Raw genomic sequence first — 16,469 nt, 5'->3', positions numbered from 1 at the left:
CCGGGATTCTTGTCGTTTTTCGCGCGCCGACCATACCACAGCCGCTTGAAAAACGTCGCAGCGCATGCAACCACATCCTTCACAAAACCAAGCTGAACGGCGCAAACACCGTTCACCCCGAGCCTGCCGAAAGGCTAGACGTCGATCGATGTCGCCGAGCCCGCGACCTTGCGCAGCTCGAACTTCTGTATCTTGCCCGTGCTGGTCTTGGGCAGTTCGCCGAACACCACGGCGCGCGGCAGCTTGAAGCCTGCGAGGTATTTGCGGCAATGCGCGACGATGTCTTCGGGCGTGGTCGTGGCGCCGGCCTTGAGCTCGATGAAGGCGCAAGGCGTTTCGCCCCACTTCGCATCGGGCTTGGCGACCACGGCCGCGGCGAGCACGTCGGGGTGGCGGTAGAGCACATCCTCGACTTCGATCGACGAGATGTTCTCGCCGCCCGAAATGATGATGTCCTTGCTGCGGTCCTTGATCTTGATGTAGCCGTCGGCGTACTGCACGGCCAGATCGCCGCTGTGGAACCAGCCGCCCGCGAACGCCTCCTGCGTTGCCTTGGCGTTCTTGAGGTAGCCCTTCATCGCGATGTTGCCCTTGAACATGATCTCGCCCATGGTCTCGCCGTCCTGGGCCACGGGCTGCATGGTTTCGGGATCGAGCACGCGCACGTCGCCCTGCAGGTGAAAGCGCACGCCCTGGCGCGCATTGAGCCGCGCGCGCTCGCCTATGTCGAGCTGGCCCCAGTCGCCATGCTGGGCGCAGACCGCAGCCGGGCCATAGGTCTCGGTCAGGCCGTAGACATGGGTCAGATCGAAGCCCATGCGCTCCATGCCTTCGATCATCGACGCCGGCGGCGCGGCGCCCGCGACCATGGCCTTGACGCCCGTGGGCAGGCCTTCCTTCATGGCCGCCGGCGCATTGACCAGCATGCCGTGCACGATGGGCGCGCCGCAGTAGTGGGTCACGCCATGGTCGCGAATCGCATCGAAGATGGCCTGCGCGTCGACGCGCCGCAGGCACACGTTGACGGCCGCGCGCAGCGCCAGCGTCCAGGGAAAGCACCAGCCGTTGCAATGGAACATGGGCAGCGTCCAGAGATAGACCGCATGCTTGGGCATGTCCCACTCGAGCACGTTGCTGATCGCGTTCGTCGCCGCGCCGCGGTGGTGGTAGACCACGCCCTTGGGATTGCCCGTGGTGCCGCTGGTGTAGTTCAGCGCGATCGCGTCCCACTCGTCGGCCGGCAGCGCCCAGGCGAAATGCGCGTCGCCGCCGGCAAGAAAGTCTTCATAGTCGAGGCCGCCCAGCGGCTGGCTGCTCGCGCCGTACAGCGCGTCCTGCACTTCGACGACCAGCAGGTCTTTGGTCGATTGGCGCAGCGTCAGCGCCTTGGCCAGCAGGCCCGCGAACTCGGGGTCGACGATCACCGCGCGCGCTTCGCCATGGTCGAGCATGAAAGCGATCGCTTCGGGGTCGAGCCGGGTATTGAGCGCGTTGAGCACCGCGCCCGACATGGGCACGCCGAAATGCGCCTCGACCATGGGCGGCGTATTGGGCAGCAGCACGGCCACGGTGTCGTTCTTGCCTATGCCGTTGCGCTGCAAGGCGCTGGCCAGCTGGCGGCAGCGCGCATAGGTCTGGCCCCAGGTCTGGCGCAGCGCGCCATGCACGATGGCCAGGCGTTCGGGATAGACCTCGGCCGTGCGCGCGATGAAGGCCAGCGGCGTCAGCGGCGCGGTGTTCGCGGCATTGCGGGGAAGATCGCTATCGAAAATGGAAGTCACCACAGAATTCCTTGCGTCACGGCGCAGCGCGACCCCCGCGCTGCTTTGATTGGCACTCTACCCGGCCGGGGACTGCGGCGAAATATAGGAAACCAGGGGGTGGACACGTGTTAACCCGATGGGACCACCAGGTTCTGTTGAGACCGCGGCGCAGGCCGCCGACCATAGCCGCAAGCCCCATAACAACAGGAGACAAGATGAAACTCAACCGACGCTGGACGATAGGTGCGCTTGCGGCCCTGGCCCTGGTGCAGACCGTGGCCGCGCAGAACACCCGCCCGCTGACCATCGTCGTCGGCGCCACGCCCGGCGGCTCCACCGACACGCTGGCGCGCGTGATCGCCCAGTCGATGGGCACGACGCTGGGCCGCACGGTGATCGTCGAGAACAAACCCGGCGCGGGCGGCAACATCGCCGCCCAGCAGGTCGCCAAGAGCGACCCCAGCGGCAACACGCTGTTGATGAGTTTCACCAGCCACACCATCAACGCCACGCTGTTCAAGAAGCTGCCGTTCGATCCCGTCGCCGACTTCACGCCCATCACCATGGTCGCCCAGGTGCCCAGCGTGCTCGTGGCGCGCAAGAACGCGCCGTTCAACGACATCGCGGGCCTGATCGACTACGCCAAGAAGAACCCGGGCAAGCTGACGTTTGCCATCGGCGGCCAGGGCTCGTCGCTGCACCTCGCGGCCGAACAGTTCAAGCTCGCGACCCAGACCGACATCGTCAACATTCCCTACAAGGGCACGGGCCCGGCGCTCACCGATCTGCTGTCGGCCAGCACCGTCGACCTGATGTTCGCCAGCACCATCAACGTGCTGCCGCACTACAAGAGCGCAACGCTCAAGTTCCTGGGCGTCAGCAGCCCCAAGCCGCTGGCGCAGTTCGAAGGCCTGCCGGCGATCGCCCAGGCCGTGCCCGGCTACCAGTCGCAGGCCTGGTTCGGCCTGTTCGGCCCGGCGCACATGCCCAAGGACGTGGTCGACAAGCTCTATGGCGCGGTGAAGGTGGCGATCGCCTCGCCCGATTTCCGCAAGCGCATGGAAAGCGAAGCCGCGACCGTGCCCACCATGACGCCCGCGCAGTTCGCGGCATTCATCAAGAAGGACGTGGATTTCTGGGGCGACATCGTCAGGAAGTCGGGAGCGACGGTCGAATGACGCCGCAAACCCTTGCCCAGAAACTCGTGGCCCGCGCCTGCGGCCGGCAGCATGTCGCGCCCGAGGAACTCGTGACCTGCGGCGTAGACCTGGCGATGATGCATGACTCGGGCGGCCCGCGCCGCCTCAAGCCCCACCTCGACGCGCTGGGCGTCAAGGTCTGGGACCCGGCGAAGATCGTGGTCGTCACCGACCATTACGTGCCCGCGGCCGACGCCGACAGCGCGCAGATCGTGCGCATCGCGCGCGACTGGGTGCGCGAGCAGGGCATCAAGAACTTCTACGACGAGCAAGGCATCTGCCATGTGGTCACGCCCCAGCACGGTCATATCCGCCCCGGCATGTTCGCCGTCGGCGGCGACAGCCATTCGTCCACCGGCGGTGCGTTCGGCGCCTATATGTTCGGCATAGGCGCGACCGAAATGCTGGGCGTGGTGGTCACGGGCGAAATCTGGCTGCGCGTGCCCCACACCATCGCCATGGAGTGGAGCGGCCGGCTGGGCCCAGGCGTCTGCGCCAAGGACATGATGCTGCACATGTGCACGCGCTTCGGCATGGACGGCGGCCAGTACGAGGCCGTCGAATACTGCGGCGAGGCGGTGCGCGCGCTGTCGATGAACGAGCGCATGACGCTCAGCAACATGACCGCCGAACTCGGCGGCCAGGCCGGGCTGATCGCGCCCGACGCGACCACGCGCGACTGGCTGCTGGCCTGCGGCGTGCCCGCCCGGGAGCTGGAAGATTTCACGCACTGGCAGACCGATGCCCAGGCGCCGCTGCTGGCCCACCACCGCATGTCGGCCGACAGCCTCGCGCCCCAGGTGTCGGCACCGGGCTCGCCCGCGCTGGCCGAAGCCGCGCAGGACTGCGGCGACGAGAAAGTCGACATCGCCTACATAGGCGCCTGCACGGGCGCCAAGCTCGGAGACCTGCGCATGGCCGCGCAGGTGCTCAAGGGCCGGCGCATCGCGCCAGGCGTAGACCTGATGGTCGCGCCCGCGAGCAACCAGGACCGGCAGACCGCGCAGACCGAAGGCACGCTGCAGATTCTTCTGGACGCGGGCGCGCGCCTGCTGCCCAGCAGCTGCGGCGCCTGCGCGGGCTATGGCGCCAACACCTTCGCCGAAGACACCACGGCCATCAGCACCACGGCGCGCAACTTCAAGGGCCGCATGGGCGCGGCCTCGTCGCGCGTCTACCTCGGCTCCCCCTACACGGTCGCGGCCTCCGCTGTCGCCGGCCGCATCACCGACCCACGGGAGATGCTCGCATGAACGCTACGAACAACGCCTTGGGCACCTGCTGGGTCTTCGGCGACGACATCAACACCGACTTTCTCGCGCCCGGCAAATACATGAAGTTCGGCATTGAAACCATTGCCGAGCATTGCCTGGAAGATGTCGCCCCCGATTTCGCGCGCCGCGTGCGGCCCGGCGACTTCGTGATCGGCGGCAAGAACTTCGGCACGGGCTCGTCGCGCGAGCAGGCCGTCGAAGTGCTGCGCCATCTGGGCGTGCGCTGCGTGATTGCGCAGTCGTTCGCCGGGTTGTTCTATCGCAACGGCTTCAACCTGGGCCTGCCGCTGCTGCTGGGCCCGAAATCGCCCGCCGCCCCCGCCTGGGACATAGCCGACCAGGCCCAGGCGCGGCTCGATCTGGCCCAGGCCACGCTGCATGTGCCGCAGCAAGGCCTGGAGCTGCGCTGCAGCCCCATTCCCGAACATCTGCTGACGCTGGTCAACGACGGCGGCCTCGTGCCCCACCTGCGCAAACGCCTGGCCCAGCGCCCCGCCCCCACATCCCCGGAGACCGCCGCATGAATTTCAAGCAACGCCTGCAACAACCCAAGATCGTCGTCGCCCCGGGCGTCTATGACCCGTTCACCGCCTTGCTCGTGGAGCAGGCCGGCATGGAAGCCTGCTATCTGTCGGGCGCGAGCATCGCCTATACGCGCTTCGGCCGCCCCGACATCGGGTTTCTGAGCCTTGACGACGTGGTCAGCGTGACCACGCAGATCCGCGAACGCGTGAACCTGCCGCTGATCGTCGACGCCGACACCGGGTTCGGCAATGCGCTCAATGTGCGCCGCACGGTACAGCACCTGGAGCGCGCGGGCGCGTCGGCGATTCAGCTCGAAGACCAGGCCAGCCCCAAGCGCTGCGGCCATCTGCAGGGCAAGTCGGTGATCAGCACGCAGGAGATGTGCGGCAAGATCCGCGCGGCCGTCGACGCGCGGCGCAATGAGGAGACCGTGATCATCGCGCGCACCGACGCCATCGCCAGCGAAGGCCTGGACGCGGCGATGGAGCGCGCCGCGCGCTACGCCGAGGCCGGCGCCGATCTGCTGTTCGTCGAAGCCGTGCGCACCAAGGAGCAGATGACGGTGCTCAACGGCGCGCTGGGCCACCTGTGCCCGCTGATGGCCAACATGGTCGAAGGCGGCATGACGCCGATCACGCCCGCCGACGAACTCGAAGCCCTGGGCTTCAGCCTGGTGATCTTTCCCGGCGGCACGGTGCGCGCGCTGGCGCACACGCTGCAGGGCTACTTCGCGAGCCTGCACAGCAACGGCACGACCGCGCCCTGGCAAGACCGGATGCTGGGCTTCGACGGCCTCAACGCCGTCATCGGCACGCCCGAACTGCTGGCCCTGGGCGAGACATACGCCTGAGGCGCGCCACGCCCGCGCGCGGCATGCGCATAATTTGTCACTTGCCAGTCTTCTGGCGATACGACTGATTGCCCATGCCCCGCACTCCCACGCCCCCTCTTTTTCGCCAGGTCGCGGACGCCATCCGGGAAAGGCTGCAGGACGGCACTTATCCCGTGGGCATTCCGCTGCCCGGTGAGCGCGCGCTGGCCGAGTCCTTCGGGGTGGCGCGCGTCACCGTGCGCTCGGCGCTCGCGCGGCTGCAGGAAGAAGGCCTGGTCACGCGGCTGCGCGGCCAGGGCACGCTGCCCATAGGCGAGGCCATGGCCACGCAACACCCCAAGCTGCACAACGGCCTGCTCGACAACATCGTGAGCCTGGGCCTGCGCTCGCGCATCCAGGTGCTGTCGTGCAAGCGCCAGCCCTGCGACGCCGAGATCGCGCGGCTGCTGCAGCTGCCGCCCGCGGCCGACGTGCTGTGCCTGAGGCGCGTGCGCAAGTCGGGCGGCGCGCCCGTGATGTATTCCGAAGTGGTGCTGCCCGATTTCGTCGGCGCGGCGATCGAGCAGCACCTGCTCGAAGAAGTGCCGCTGCTGACGCTGATGGAAAAGGCTGGCTTCCCGTTCGACCATGGCGAGCAGGAGCTGAGCGCGACCATAGCGCCCGCGCATGTGGCGCTGGCGCTCAAAATCCCCGCGGGCTCGCCGCTGCTGCAGGTCAGGCGCGTGGTCTACGACGCGCACAAGCGCCCCATCCAGTACCTGCTGGGCTATTACGCGCCCGAGCGCTACCAGTACCGCATGCATGTTTCGCGCAGCGGCAGCGCGAGCAAGGTCTGGATTTCCGAAGGCGCAAACGTCCAGGCCGGCTGAAGCCGCCAGGCGCGCAGCGACCTTCACCCTGCGCTGTCTTAAGCAATCTTTTTATACTTGGGGGCTTTGCCTGAGACTGGCCCTGTTGCGTGGACGCCGGACGATCAGGCTCGGGGACCGCGCACCTTGCGTCCCTTTGCTTCCCCTTTCGCGCCCCCCGCTTCCGCGCCCTCGCCCCGCCCGACCGCCTCACATGCCCACTGAAACGCCCGCACCGCTGCGCATCCTCTCCGTCATCCCGCCGATGACGCAGCTCAACACGCCTTACCCGTCGACGGCCTACCTCACGGGCTTTCTGCGCTCGCGCGGCATGACGGCGGTGCAGGAAGACCTGGCGCTGGCGCTGGTGCTGCGCCTGCTGTCGCCGGCCGGCCTGCAGCAGGTCATCGATCTGATCGAAGCCCAGCACGCGGAAAATCCCAATCGGAAGTTCAGCCCGGCCGTGCAGTCGTTCATGGGCCAGCGCGACCGCTATCTCGCGACGATAGCGCGCGTGATCACTTTCCTGCAGGGCCGCGACAGCACCTTGTCGCACCGCATCGTGAGCCGCCAATACCTGCCCGAAGGCCCGCGCTTCGACGCGCTCGAAGGCTATATCGACGACGGCAGCGGCGACCCCCTGGGCTGGGCGTTCGGTGCGCTGGGCCAGCAGGACCGCGCCAAGCACATCGCGACGCTGTACCTCAACGATGTCGCCGACGTGCTGCGCGACGCCGCCGACGCGCGCTTCGAATTCGTGCGCTACGCCGAATCGCTGGCCGGCAGCCAGGCGAGCTTCGAGCCGCTGGCCCAGGCACTGGCCGCGCCGCAGACGCTGGTCGACGAAGCCCTGCACCAGCTGACGCTGGATATGCTCGAACGCCACCAGCCCAGCGTGGTGCTGCTGTCGGTGCCGTTTCCGGGTTCGGTCTACGCGGCCTTCCGCATCGCCCAGACCATCAAGGCGCGCGCGCCGCAAACCAAGCTGGTGCTCGGCGGCGGCTTCGTCAACACCGAGCTGCGCGAACTCACCGAGCCGCGCGTGTTCGACTACTTCGACTTCGTCACGCTCGACGCCGGCGAGCGCCCGCTGCTGGCGCTGCTCGAGCATGTGCAGGGCCAGCGCGGCGCCTCGCGCCTGGTGCGCACCTACCAGCGCGATGCCGAAGGCGTGGTGCGCTACACCAACATGATGGAAGCCGACGTGGCGTTTGCCGAAGTCGGCACGCCCACCTGGGACGGCCTGCCGCTGCACCACTACCTGTCGCTGCTCGACATGCTCAACCCCATGCACCGGCTGTGGAGCGACGGCCGCTGGAACAAGCTCACGGTGGCCCATGGCTGCTACTGGAAGAAGTGCAGCTTCTGTGACGTGAGCCTCGACTACATAGGCCGCTATGAAGGCGCGAGCGCCGCCGTGCTCGCCGACCGCATCGAAGCCATCGTCGCCGAAACCGGCCAGACCGGCTTTCACTTCGTCGACGAAGCCGCGCCGCCCAAGGCGCTCAAGACCCTGGCCCAGGAACTGCTCGATCGCGGCAGCGACATCAGCTGGTGGGGCAACATCCGCTTCGAGAAGACGTTCAGCCCCGAGCTGTGCAATCTGCTGGCCGACAGCGGCTGCATTGCTGTTTCAGGCGGGCTCGAAGTCGCGTCCGACCGGCTGCTGGCGCTGATGAAGAAAGGCGTGTCGGTCGACCAGGTGGCGCGCGTCACCAAGGCGTTCTCCGACGCCGGCATCCTGGTCCACGCCTATCTGATGTACGGCTTTCCGACGCAGACCGTGCAGGACACCGTAGACGCGCTCGAATATGTGCGCCAGCTGTTCGAGCATGGCTGCATACAGAGCGGCTTCTTTCACCGCTTCAGCTGCACCGTGCACTCGCCCGTGGGCCTGAACCCCGAGGAATACGGCATCACGCTCACGCCCATGCCCGACGTGCAGTTCGCCAAGAACGACATAGGCTTTCACGACCCCAGCGGCGTGGACCACGACGCGCTGGGAGCGGTGCTGAAGAAAGCCATCTACAACTACATGCACGGCATTGGCGTAGAGGAAGACGTGCGCACCTGGTTTCCGTTCAAGGTGCCCAAGACCACCGTGCCGCGCAACAAGATCGAAAAAGCGTTGCGCGTCAAGGGATAGGAGTGCCGGGCACGGGCACGGGCGCGGGCGCGGCCGGCGCAGGCGCGGCGACCGCCGGCACCGTGACCGCGGGCGCCGCTTTCCACGCCGCGGGCAGCAAAGGCTCTATCCACTGCAGTCGCCAGGCCAGCACGCCGATGGCCAGCGCCAGCAGCCCGGCCCCGGCCCACCAGACCCAGGCGCTGGAATCGGCATAGGGGTCATGCATCAGCCGTGACGCCTGCACCGGCACCTTGGCGGTCTGCGACAGCGAACGGCCCAGGCGCAGATTGATCTTCATGCGGCCGTTGATCGCCCAGCCGCTCGCGTCGAGAATCGGCCCCAGGCTGCGCTGGCGCAGCTTGAGCCAGGCAATCAGCATGCTGGGCCCCGAAATCGCGACGATCATTCCCAGCAGCGCGATAGGAATCCACGGGCCCAGCTCGATGAACTTGCCGAAAATTCCCACGGCAACGGCGCTCAAACTGCCCAGCGCCACGCCGATCGCCGCCACCGTGCCGACATCGGTCTTGCGCAAACCGGGCACGGGCGCCGCGGCCGCCGTCGCGGGAGTATTGACCAGCGCCTGCGCCTGGGTCGACAGCCCGGCCGTGACGCCAGAATCCTGCGCCGCGGCGCGCTTGGCCACCTGCTCCTCGATCATGCGCAGAAACTTCTTGTAGGGCGCCGAAAACGCCTGGCCGATGCTGGTCGGGTTCTCGATGATCTTGCTGATGGTCGCGTCCCAGTCCTTGCCTTCGCGGTCGTAGAACAGGCCGTTGCGCCCGACCAGCAGAAAATCGACGTCGCCCGCGGTGAAGGCCGCGACTATGCTGCGCTTGACGCCATTGCGCCGGCAGTCGCAGTACGCGAGGTAGACCTTGGCCAGCCCGGCCAGCTTGGCGTGTGCCGCGGCATCGGTCACGTCCACCGTGAGCTCGCAGCTGCGGCCGTCGAGGTACAGCGTGCCGGCCTGGAAGGCCGCGCCTTCGCGGCGGTAGAAGTCGGCGAAGTTGACGAAGTTGTTCAGCAGCTTGAGCAGGTCGCGCTGATAGCGGATCAGCTTTTCGAGCTGCACCGCGTGCTGGTTGTGCTGTTTTTCCTCTTCATCGCGCGCGATCAGTTCCTGCAGCCGCGCTTGCGCGCCGCCCTCGAGCAGCGCCTGGGCTTGGGCGGGCGACATGTCGCCCAGCACCGAGCCGGGATAAGCGGCCAGCCAGGCCTGGCAGGGCGCGAGCTGGGCCTGCAGCGCCTGCCATTGCGCCGCGCTCAGCGACTGCCGGTCCGCGCCCAGCAAAGGCTGCACCACATGCAGGCGAAACGCCTGCATGGCCTCGCTCCACGCCGGGTTGAGGTTGTGCGCCAGCGGCAACTCGCCGCCCGCGACGACAGATGCGAGCGGCAGCGCGGCAATCGATTCGCTGCTGCTGCTGAGCAGGTCCTGGCCCAGCGCGGCATAGCCCTCGACGCTAGGGCTCAGCGGCACCAGCGCCGTGGCGTCGAACGCAGCGAGCCGCGTGCGCGCGAAGAAATCCTCGATCTTTTCCTGTACCGCATTCAGCGCCTGGGCCGCGGCCATCGCCTGCTCGCGCTGCGTCAGCACGCAGGCGTGGTCCAGCGCCTGATCGTGCCAGGCCTGGATGGCGCGCACGTCGGCAAAGAAAGCATCCAGCGCCGCCAGCGCCATGCCCGGCTGGCCATCCACGCCTTCGGCGCTGCCATACAGCGCCATGATGCGGTCGACCAGTTCGATCAGCTCGGGCGCTTCCGACAGCGTCTTGGGATTGAGCAGGCCGTCGCCGTTGAATGGCATGGCATTGAGCGCCGCCAGGCGCTTTTGCACTTCGGCCAGCGTCAGGCCGTCTTCCCCCTCGCGCTCGGCCCAGCGCAGGATGCGCTCGGCTTCGGCGCGCAGCGCCGCGCCCTCGTCCGTATCGGTGCGCAGGCTCGCGAGCTGCAGCACATCGCTGCCGCTGGTCAGCACATCGGGATCATTGACCTGGGCCACGGCCCACTCGCAGGCCGCCACCAGCTCGGGCGCGCGTATGCGGCCGTCCTTGTCATGGTCTATCAGGTCCAGCGTCGCGCTGTCGAACTCTATGCCGCGCGTGGGGCAGGCCAGCGCCACCCACAGCGTCTGGTCCAGCTCGCCGATGCGAGCGATATCTTCTCCGGTACGGATGGCCACCTGGTCCACCCCTCCGGCACGGAAAAACTGCCATGCGTGCTTGTGCATCCAACTCCCTGCTTGCGGGCCAGGCCCGTCTCATCCACTGCCCTATCCCAGGCCCAACCGCCGAGTGTAAAAGTCCTACAAAAAATCGACGGTTTGCGTGGAAATTGACCATTTCCCAGCGCTGTTCGCTGCGGACACACATGTTTCTTCTTGTGAGCCTCTCGCAACCTGGGTTTCCCCTAGGTTTGCTTTGCAATTTAAATACCAGAATCGGCACAATATTGACAGAAGACGCACACCATGCATGCCGAGACACCCGCAGGATTCCGCGCCCCCCAGGAAAAGCGCTACCTCCAGCTAGCCGGTTTGTTTCGCAACAAGATCGTCACCGGGCAGTGGTCCGTGGGCAGCTCCATCCCCACCGTGGAACAGCTCGAGGCGCTGCACAGCGCCTCGCGCACCACCGTGCGCATGGCGCTGGGCAGCCTGGTCAGCGAAGGCCTGCTCAAGACCCGCAAGCGTGGCGGCACCCAGGTGATGGCCGCGCCCCAGCGCCCGCCCTCTTTCCTGCTGCCTTCGACCTGGAAAGACCTGGTGGTGTTCCACGGCAACACCGGCTATCGCACGCTGGAGAGCCAGGCCAGCTGCCTGCCCGTGATTCCCGCGGGCCTGAGCAGCGTGCAAGGCGAACTGGCCCCGGCCTATCAGCGCCTGCTGGGCCTGCATTGCTGCGGCGACCAGCCGTTCTGCCTGAGCCAGATGTATGTCGAGCAAAGCCTCTACGAACGCATCGCGCCGCAGTTGCCGCAGCTGTCTGTCGTCGAGGCCCTGACGCGCGGCCCGCGCCCGCTGGCCACGGCGCGCCAGCGCCTGAGCATTGCACCGGCCGATGAATTGATACAGACCCATCTGGGCGTGTCGCTGGGCACTCCGCTACTGCAGACGCTGCGCTGGGCCTGCGACCGCAAGGGCCAGATCGTGCACTGGGCACAGCTGCGTTTTCTCAGCGAATACGCACACATCGAGATGGATCTGCTGGGCTAGGCCGCTCGATGTAGGCGCGCATCCTGTTTACGGTCTGTGACGTGCGTTGCTTCAGGATTAGGCTAAGGTGCTCACAAGTATCACTTTGTCAGGAATTTCCATGTCGCTGCGCACCACCGCTCTCTCCGTTTCCGCCATCGCGCTGGCCTCGCTTGCAGGCTGCAGCAGCATGGGCACTCCCTGGAGCAGCGGCGGCGCCACCACCGCGCCCCCACCGGCGCCCAAGCAGATCTGCAACGCCCAGCCCGCGCAAAGCTTCGTCGGCCGCACCAACACTTCGGCCAACCTCGAACAGGCGCGCCAGCGCTCGGGCGCGGCCATGGCCCGCGTGCTGCATCCGGGGCAGATCACGACCAAGGAATTCAACGCCGAGCGCCTGAATCTGGAAGTCGATGCCACGGGGCGCATTCTGGCCGTGCGCTGCGGGTAAATTTTCCTGACTTGAGGGCAGGCCGTTCAGAACAGTCCTCGTTCACCTGCTCAGCACGAATGGCCGTTCGCCCTGAGCGGAGTAAGCGACACGGGGTCTCGCAAGGCGTTAAAAAGAAACAGCGGGCCTCAAAATCCCCGTTCGCCCTGAGCCTGCCTCGCCGGCCGCGTCGAAGGGTGAACGGCCTGCGCTCAAGGCATGAGGACGGGCCGTTCATGGTGCGACGCGCCCGGCTAGGGAGGCTCACCACGAACGGGTCACTCTTCTGCCGCCGTTTGCCAAAATCGACCACCTTCTAAGTCATTGATTTATTTGACAAAAGAAGCTGTTTCTTGAGAGCTTGTCGAAGGGCGTCTCCACCCGAGACCAATGCGCGCGCTCCTCAATCCGCCAAAAACAACTCCTGCAAATCGCTGAGGAAATCAAACCCCAACTCCGTGGGCGTGACCCGCCCCGCGGCGCGCGTGATCAGGCCCTTGCGCTCGGCGGTCTCCAGCCCCTTGGCGATGGAACTCAGCGGCAGGCCCGTGCGCTCCATGAAATGCTGCAGCGTGAAGCCTTCGCGCAGACGCAGTGCGTTGAGCATGTATTCGAACGGCAGCTCCGCACGCTTGACCTCGTTGTCCTGGGACAGCGCATGGCCGGCGAGCGCCTGCTCCATGTAGCGCGCGGGATCGCGAAACCGCACCTGGCGCACCACGCGGTGGGCGAAGCTCAGCTTGCTATGCGCGCCTGCGCCTATGCCCAGGTAGTCGCCAAACTGCCAGTAGTTGGTGTTGTGGAAGCACGCATGGCCCGGCTGCGCATAGGCCGAAATTTCGTAGCGCTGCATGCCCGTCAGCGCCGTCGTTTCGCTGATGCGATCGAGCATCGCGTAGGCCGTGTCGTCTTCCGGAATGGCCGGCGGAAACTTGGCGAAATAGGTGTTGGGCTCGATGGTCAGGTGGTAGATCGAGATGTGCGGCGGCTTGAACGACAGCGCCGTCTGCAGATCGCGATCGAGGTCTTCCAGCGTCTGGCCCGGCAAGGCATACATGATGTCGAGATTGAACGTCTCGAACGATTCCGCGGCTTCGGCCACGGCCGCGCGTGCCTGGTCGCCGTCGTGCACGCGGCCCAGCGCGCGCAGGAAGCGGTCGTCGAAGCTCTGCACGCCTATCGACAGCCGCGTCACACCGGCCGCGCGGTAGGCGCGAAAACGGTCTTTCTCGAAGGTTCCGGGGTTGGCCTCCAGCGTGATTTCGCAGTCGGGCTCCATGCGCACGCGCGCGCGCACGGCCGCGATCAGCCGGTCTATGGCCGCGGGCGAAAACAGGCTGGGCGTGCCCCCGCCCATGAAGATGCTGTGTACCGTGCGGCCCCAGATCAGCGGCAGCGCGGCTTCCAGATCAGCGATCAGTGCGTCGACATAGCGTGTTTCAGGCAGCCCGGTCTGGGCATCGCCATTGCGCCACTCGTGCGAGTTGAAATCGCAATACGGGCACTTCTTGAGGCACCAGGGCAGATGAATGTAGAGCGACAGCGGCGGCAGGCTGCCCAGCTGCAGCGTGCCCGGACGCATGTAGTGCTGAATGTCGCGCTGCACGGCCGGGCCGCTGTCGGCGGCCACGGATTCGATCGGAATCATCATCACATCCAGCGCTCGCGCACCAGCGCCAGCATCTGCTGCGTCGCCAGGCCGCGGTGGCTGTGCGCATGCTTGATGGCCGGGTCCATCTCGGCAAATGTGAGGCCCAGCGCGGGCAGGAACAGCACCGGGTCGAAGCCGAAGCCATTGCTGCCGCGCGGCTCGGGTGCGATCAGCGCCTGCACCCGGCCCACCGCAATCAGCGGCTCGGGGTCGCGCGCGCCGCGCACGCCGACCAGCGTGCTGACCATGGCCGCGCGCCGGTTCTCCACGCCCTGCAATTGTTCGAGCAGCGCGCGCACATTGTTGGCATCGCTTTTCTCGTAGCCGAACTGGGTGCAGTAGTAGGCGGTATCGACGCCCGGCAGTCCGCCGAAGTGATCGACGCACATGCCGGCGTCGTCGGCGATCGCGGGCAGGCCCGTGCGTTCGGCGGCGAAGCGCGCCTTGCTCAGCGCGTTCTCGACAAAAGTGCAATGCGGCTCGGGCGCCTCGCCTTCGAACAGGTCACCCTGGCACACGAGTTCCACGCCCAGCGGGGCGAACATGGCTTGCAGCTCGGCGAGCTTGCCGCGGTTGTTGGAGGCTAGAACAATTTTCATGGATCAAATGGCAGGGCCGCGCCGGGCGCGCCTGCAATGACAAAAAGGTTTTCAGCGCCGCGGCCCGCCGGGGCGGCGAATGGCGGCGTTGATTTCGGCGATCGAGCGCTCGATGGCGGCATCGCTGAGCTCGTCTTCCAGCGCTTCGAGCGCTTCGGGCTGCAGCGTCGACTGGAACATCTCGTCGTCCAGCGCTTCGGTCGAAATGCTATCGAGCGCGGTTTGCGGCCCGGGCATTTCCCATTCCAGCGCGATCGCGGTGACATTGTCGCTGTTGCTGCCCGCACGTTGCAGCGCCGCGTCCACCAGCCGTGGCACGCACAGGGATACTGCATCGCGCGCCAGGCCCGCGAGCAGCTCGGCCTCGCTCATCGGATCCCACAGGCCATCGGAGCACAGCAGCAGGCGGTCGCCCAGCGCCAGCCGGCTGGGCCCCGCCTGGTCATAGAGCGGCAGCGACGGCGATCCCAGGCAGGTGAACAGCAGGTTGCGGTTGACATTGCTGGCCTGCGGCGGGCTCGAACGTTGGGCGATTTCGCGGTAGGAATGGTCGCGCGTGCGCGCCAGCAGCGTGGCGCCGTGCACCAGATAAAGGCGCGAATCGCCGCAGTGAATCCAGTGCACCTGCCCCTGCTGCAGCAGGGCCGCGACCAGCGTGGTGCGCGGAGCGTCGGTCATGCCGCGCTCCTGCGCATAGCCCAGGATATGGCGATGGGCCTGGAGCAAGGCGTCGGAAAGAAAGGCCGGGACATCGGGGATCAGCGGCGTGGCGCGCGCCTCGAACAGCGCGAAGAACTGCTGCAGCGCGATCTGCGCCGCGACTTCGCCGTCGGCATGGCCGCCCATGCCGTCGGCCAGCACCAGCAGACAGGCGTCACGCGTGTAGCAATAGCCCATACGGTCCTCGTTCTTCTCACGCCCGCCGCGGCGGCTAAGCTGGAACACCGAGAACTTCATGGCGCGGGCGGCGTGCCGCGCGCGCCGCTGATTTTCTGCACGCTCTTGCGCGTATCGCTGACCAGCGCGCCGATCTGCAGGCGCATCTTGTCGGCCATGCTGAGCCGCGTGTGGCGGCGCTCGCTTTCGCGGTTGAGTTCTTTTTGCAGCGTGAACACCGACTGCGGCCGCGACAGCGGATCGGGCGCCATGCACCACTCGACCACTTCGATCAGCTTGTCGGAGTAGACCCCGCGCAGCTTGGACAGCGCCTGATTGAGCCGGTCCTTCTCCTGGCGCTGCGGCGCGGCCGGCGGCGGCACGCCCTGCATGCAGGCATACATGCAGGCGCCGATCGCATAGATGTCGGTCCATGGCCCCATGGACTCGCCACGCCGGTACATCTCGGGCGCGGCAAAGCCCGGCGTGTACATGGGCCGGATGAAGCTGCCTTCCTTGGAAAGCACTTCGCGCGCCGCGCCGAAATCGATCAGCACGGCGCGGTCGTCATCGGTGATGAAGATGTTGGCCGGCTTGATGTCGAGGTGCAGCATCTTGTGCTGGTGCACGATGCGCAGGCCGCGCAGCACTTCGTCGAACAGCGAGCGTATCGAGGATTCGCGCAGCACCTTGTCTGACTTGAGAGCGCGCGCCGTGAGAATGAATTCCTGCAGGTTTGCACCTTCGAGGTAATTCATGACCATGTAGACGGTCTCGTTCTCGCGAAAGAAATTGAGCACGCTGACCACCGAGGGATGGGACAGCTGGGCGAGAGAACGCCCTTCTTCGAAAAAACTCTTGAGGCCCAGGCGATAGAGCGACAGCTTCTCGGGCACCACCTGCGGCAGGCGCTCGCCGGGCTCGCGCAAGGCCAGCGACGCCGGCAGGTATTCCTTGATCGCCACCTGCTGGCCCGCGGCGTCCAGCGCCAGGTAGACCACGCCAAATCCCCCTGCAGCCAGGCGCCGCAGAATGCGGTATCCCCCTATCACGCTATCGGGAGGAAGGGGAGCAGGCTTGTTCTTGGAAGACATTTTTTACGGGTAAACCTCGTGAATGGGGCGGAACCCGGATAATCGACGGATTGC

Annotated in this window: 14 protein-coding genes; 8 read left to right on the top strand and 6 right to left on the bottom strand. The window is 66.5% G+C overall.

Annotation, left to right across the window (positions count from 1 at the left end; translation table 11 throughout):
• Window positions 1-134: 134 nt before the first annotated feature.
• A complete protein-coding gene (locus KHY18_RS01005; RefSeq protein ID WP_213293343.1) occupies window positions 135-1,781 on the bottom strand; it encodes an acyl-CoA synthetase in 1,647 nt (548 codons plus the stop codon).
• Between the two features lie 197 nt (window positions 1,782-1,978).
• Between KHY18_RS01005 and KHY18_RS01000 the strand changes: the two genes are divergently transcribed.
• The 6 genes from KHY18_RS01000 (at window position 1,979) to KHY18_RS00975 (ending at window position 8,587) form a co-directional block, all read left to right on the top strand.
• Window positions 1,979-2,941 (top strand): Bug family tripartite tricarboxylate transporter substrate binding protein, encoded by a 963-nt coding sequence (locus KHY18_RS01000; RefSeq protein ID WP_213293342.1) that lies wholly within the window; start codon window positions 1,979-1,981, stop codon window positions 2,939-2,941.
• Entirely contained in the window at window positions 2,938-4,215 is a 1,278-nt protein-coding gene (locus KHY18_RS00995) for a 3-isopropylmalate dehydratase large subunit (protein WP_213293341.1), read from the top strand. The genes KHY18_RS01000 and KHY18_RS00995 overlap by 4 nt, the downstream gene beginning before the upstream one ends.
• Window positions 4,212-4,760 (top strand): LeuD/DmdB family oxidoreductase small subunit, encoded by a 549-nt coding sequence (locus KHY18_RS00990; RefSeq protein ID WP_213293340.1) that lies wholly within the window; start codon window positions 4,212-4,214, stop codon window positions 4,758-4,760. Before KHY18_RS00995 ends, KHY18_RS00990 begins: the two co-directional genes overlap by 4 nt.
• Entirely contained in the window at window positions 4,757-5,611 is an 855-nt protein-coding gene (locus KHY18_RS00985; protein ID WP_213293339.1) for an isocitrate lyase/PEP mutase family protein, read from the top strand. The genes KHY18_RS00990 and KHY18_RS00985 overlap by 4 nt, the downstream gene beginning before the upstream one ends.
• 74 nt (window positions 5,612-5,685) lie before the next feature.
• Window positions 5,686-6,462 (top strand): GntR family transcriptional regulator, encoded by a 777-nt coding sequence (locus tag KHY18_RS00980; RefSeq protein WP_213293338.1) that lies wholly within the window; start codon window positions 5,686-5,688, stop codon window positions 6,460-6,462.
• 193 nt (window positions 6,463-6,655) lie between these two features.
• Window positions 6,656-8,587, top strand: coding sequence for a B12-binding domain-containing radical SAM protein (locus tag KHY18_RS00975; RefSeq protein ID WP_213293337.1), 1,932 nt, complete (start codon window positions 6,656-6,658; stop codon window positions 8,585-8,587).
• Here the strand turns inward: KHY18_RS00975 and KHY18_RS00970 are convergent.
• Window positions 8,577-10,802 carry a hypothetical protein gene (locus KHY18_RS00970; RefSeq protein ID WP_213293336.1) on the bottom strand — a complete coding sequence of 742 codons (2,226 nt, stop codon included), beginning with the start codon at window positions 10,800-10,802 and terminating at the stop codon, window positions 8,577-8,579. The two genes, KHY18_RS00975 and KHY18_RS00970, sit on opposite strands and share 11 nt — an antisense overlap.
• A 240-nt stretch (window positions 10,803-11,042) precedes the next feature.
• Here KHY18_RS00970 and KHY18_RS00965 point away from each other — a divergent pair, with 240 nt between their 5' ends.
• Window positions 11,043-11,786 carry a GntR family transcriptional regulator gene (locus KHY18_RS00965; protein WP_213293335.1) on the top strand — a complete coding sequence of 248 codons (744 nt, stop codon included), beginning with the start codon at window positions 11,043-11,045 and terminating at the stop codon, window positions 11,784-11,786.
• Between the two features lie 100 nt (window positions 11,787-11,886).
• Window positions 11,887-12,216 (top strand): I78 family peptidase inhibitor, encoded by a 330-nt coding sequence (locus tag KHY18_RS00960; protein WP_213293334.1) that lies wholly within the window; start codon window positions 11,887-11,889, stop codon window positions 12,214-12,216.
• Between the two features lie 382 nt (window positions 12,217-12,598).
• Here KHY18_RS00960 and hemW read toward each other — a convergent pair whose 3' ends face one another.
• From hemW to KHY18_RS00940, 4 genes are read right to left on the bottom strand one after another with little or no spacing between them, the layout of a single operon-like run.
• Window positions 12,599-13,843: a radical SAM family heme chaperone HemW gene (gene hemW / locus KHY18_RS00955; protein ID WP_213293448.1), complete on the bottom strand. Its 1,245-nt coding sequence runs from the start codon at window positions 13,841-13,843 to the stop codon at window positions 12,599-12,601.
• A gap of 2 nt (window positions 13,844-13,845) precedes the next feature.
• Window positions 13,846-14,445 carry a non-canonical purine NTP pyrophosphatase gene (locus KHY18_RS00950; RefSeq protein WP_213293333.1) on the bottom strand — a complete coding sequence of 200 codons (600 nt, stop codon included), beginning with the start codon at window positions 14,443-14,445 and terminating at the stop codon, window positions 13,846-13,848.
• Between the two features lie 51 nt (window positions 14,446-14,496).
• Window positions 14,497-15,402 (bottom strand): PP2C family protein-serine/threonine phosphatase, encoded by a 906-nt coding sequence (locus KHY18_RS00945; RefSeq protein ID WP_213293332.1) that lies wholly within the window; start codon window positions 15,400-15,402, stop codon window positions 14,497-14,499.
• Window positions 15,399-16,415, bottom strand: a complete 1,017-nt coding sequence (locus tag KHY18_RS00940) for a serine/threonine protein kinase (RefSeq protein ID WP_213293331.1) — start codon at window positions 16,413-16,415, stop codon at window positions 15,399-15,401. Before KHY18_RS00940 ends, KHY18_RS00945 begins: the two co-directional genes overlap by 4 nt.
• Between the last annotated feature and the right edge of the window lie 54 nt (window positions 16,416-16,469).

Source organism: Acidovorax sp. CCYZU-2555, from assembly GCF_018413525.1.
Taxonomy (GTDB): Bacteria; Pseudomonadota; Gammaproteobacteria; order Burkholderiales; family Burkholderiaceae_C; genus Comamonas.
The sequence above is the reverse complement of the archived record's forward strand: the minus strand, read 5'-3'. Positions and strand labels throughout refer to the sequence as shown.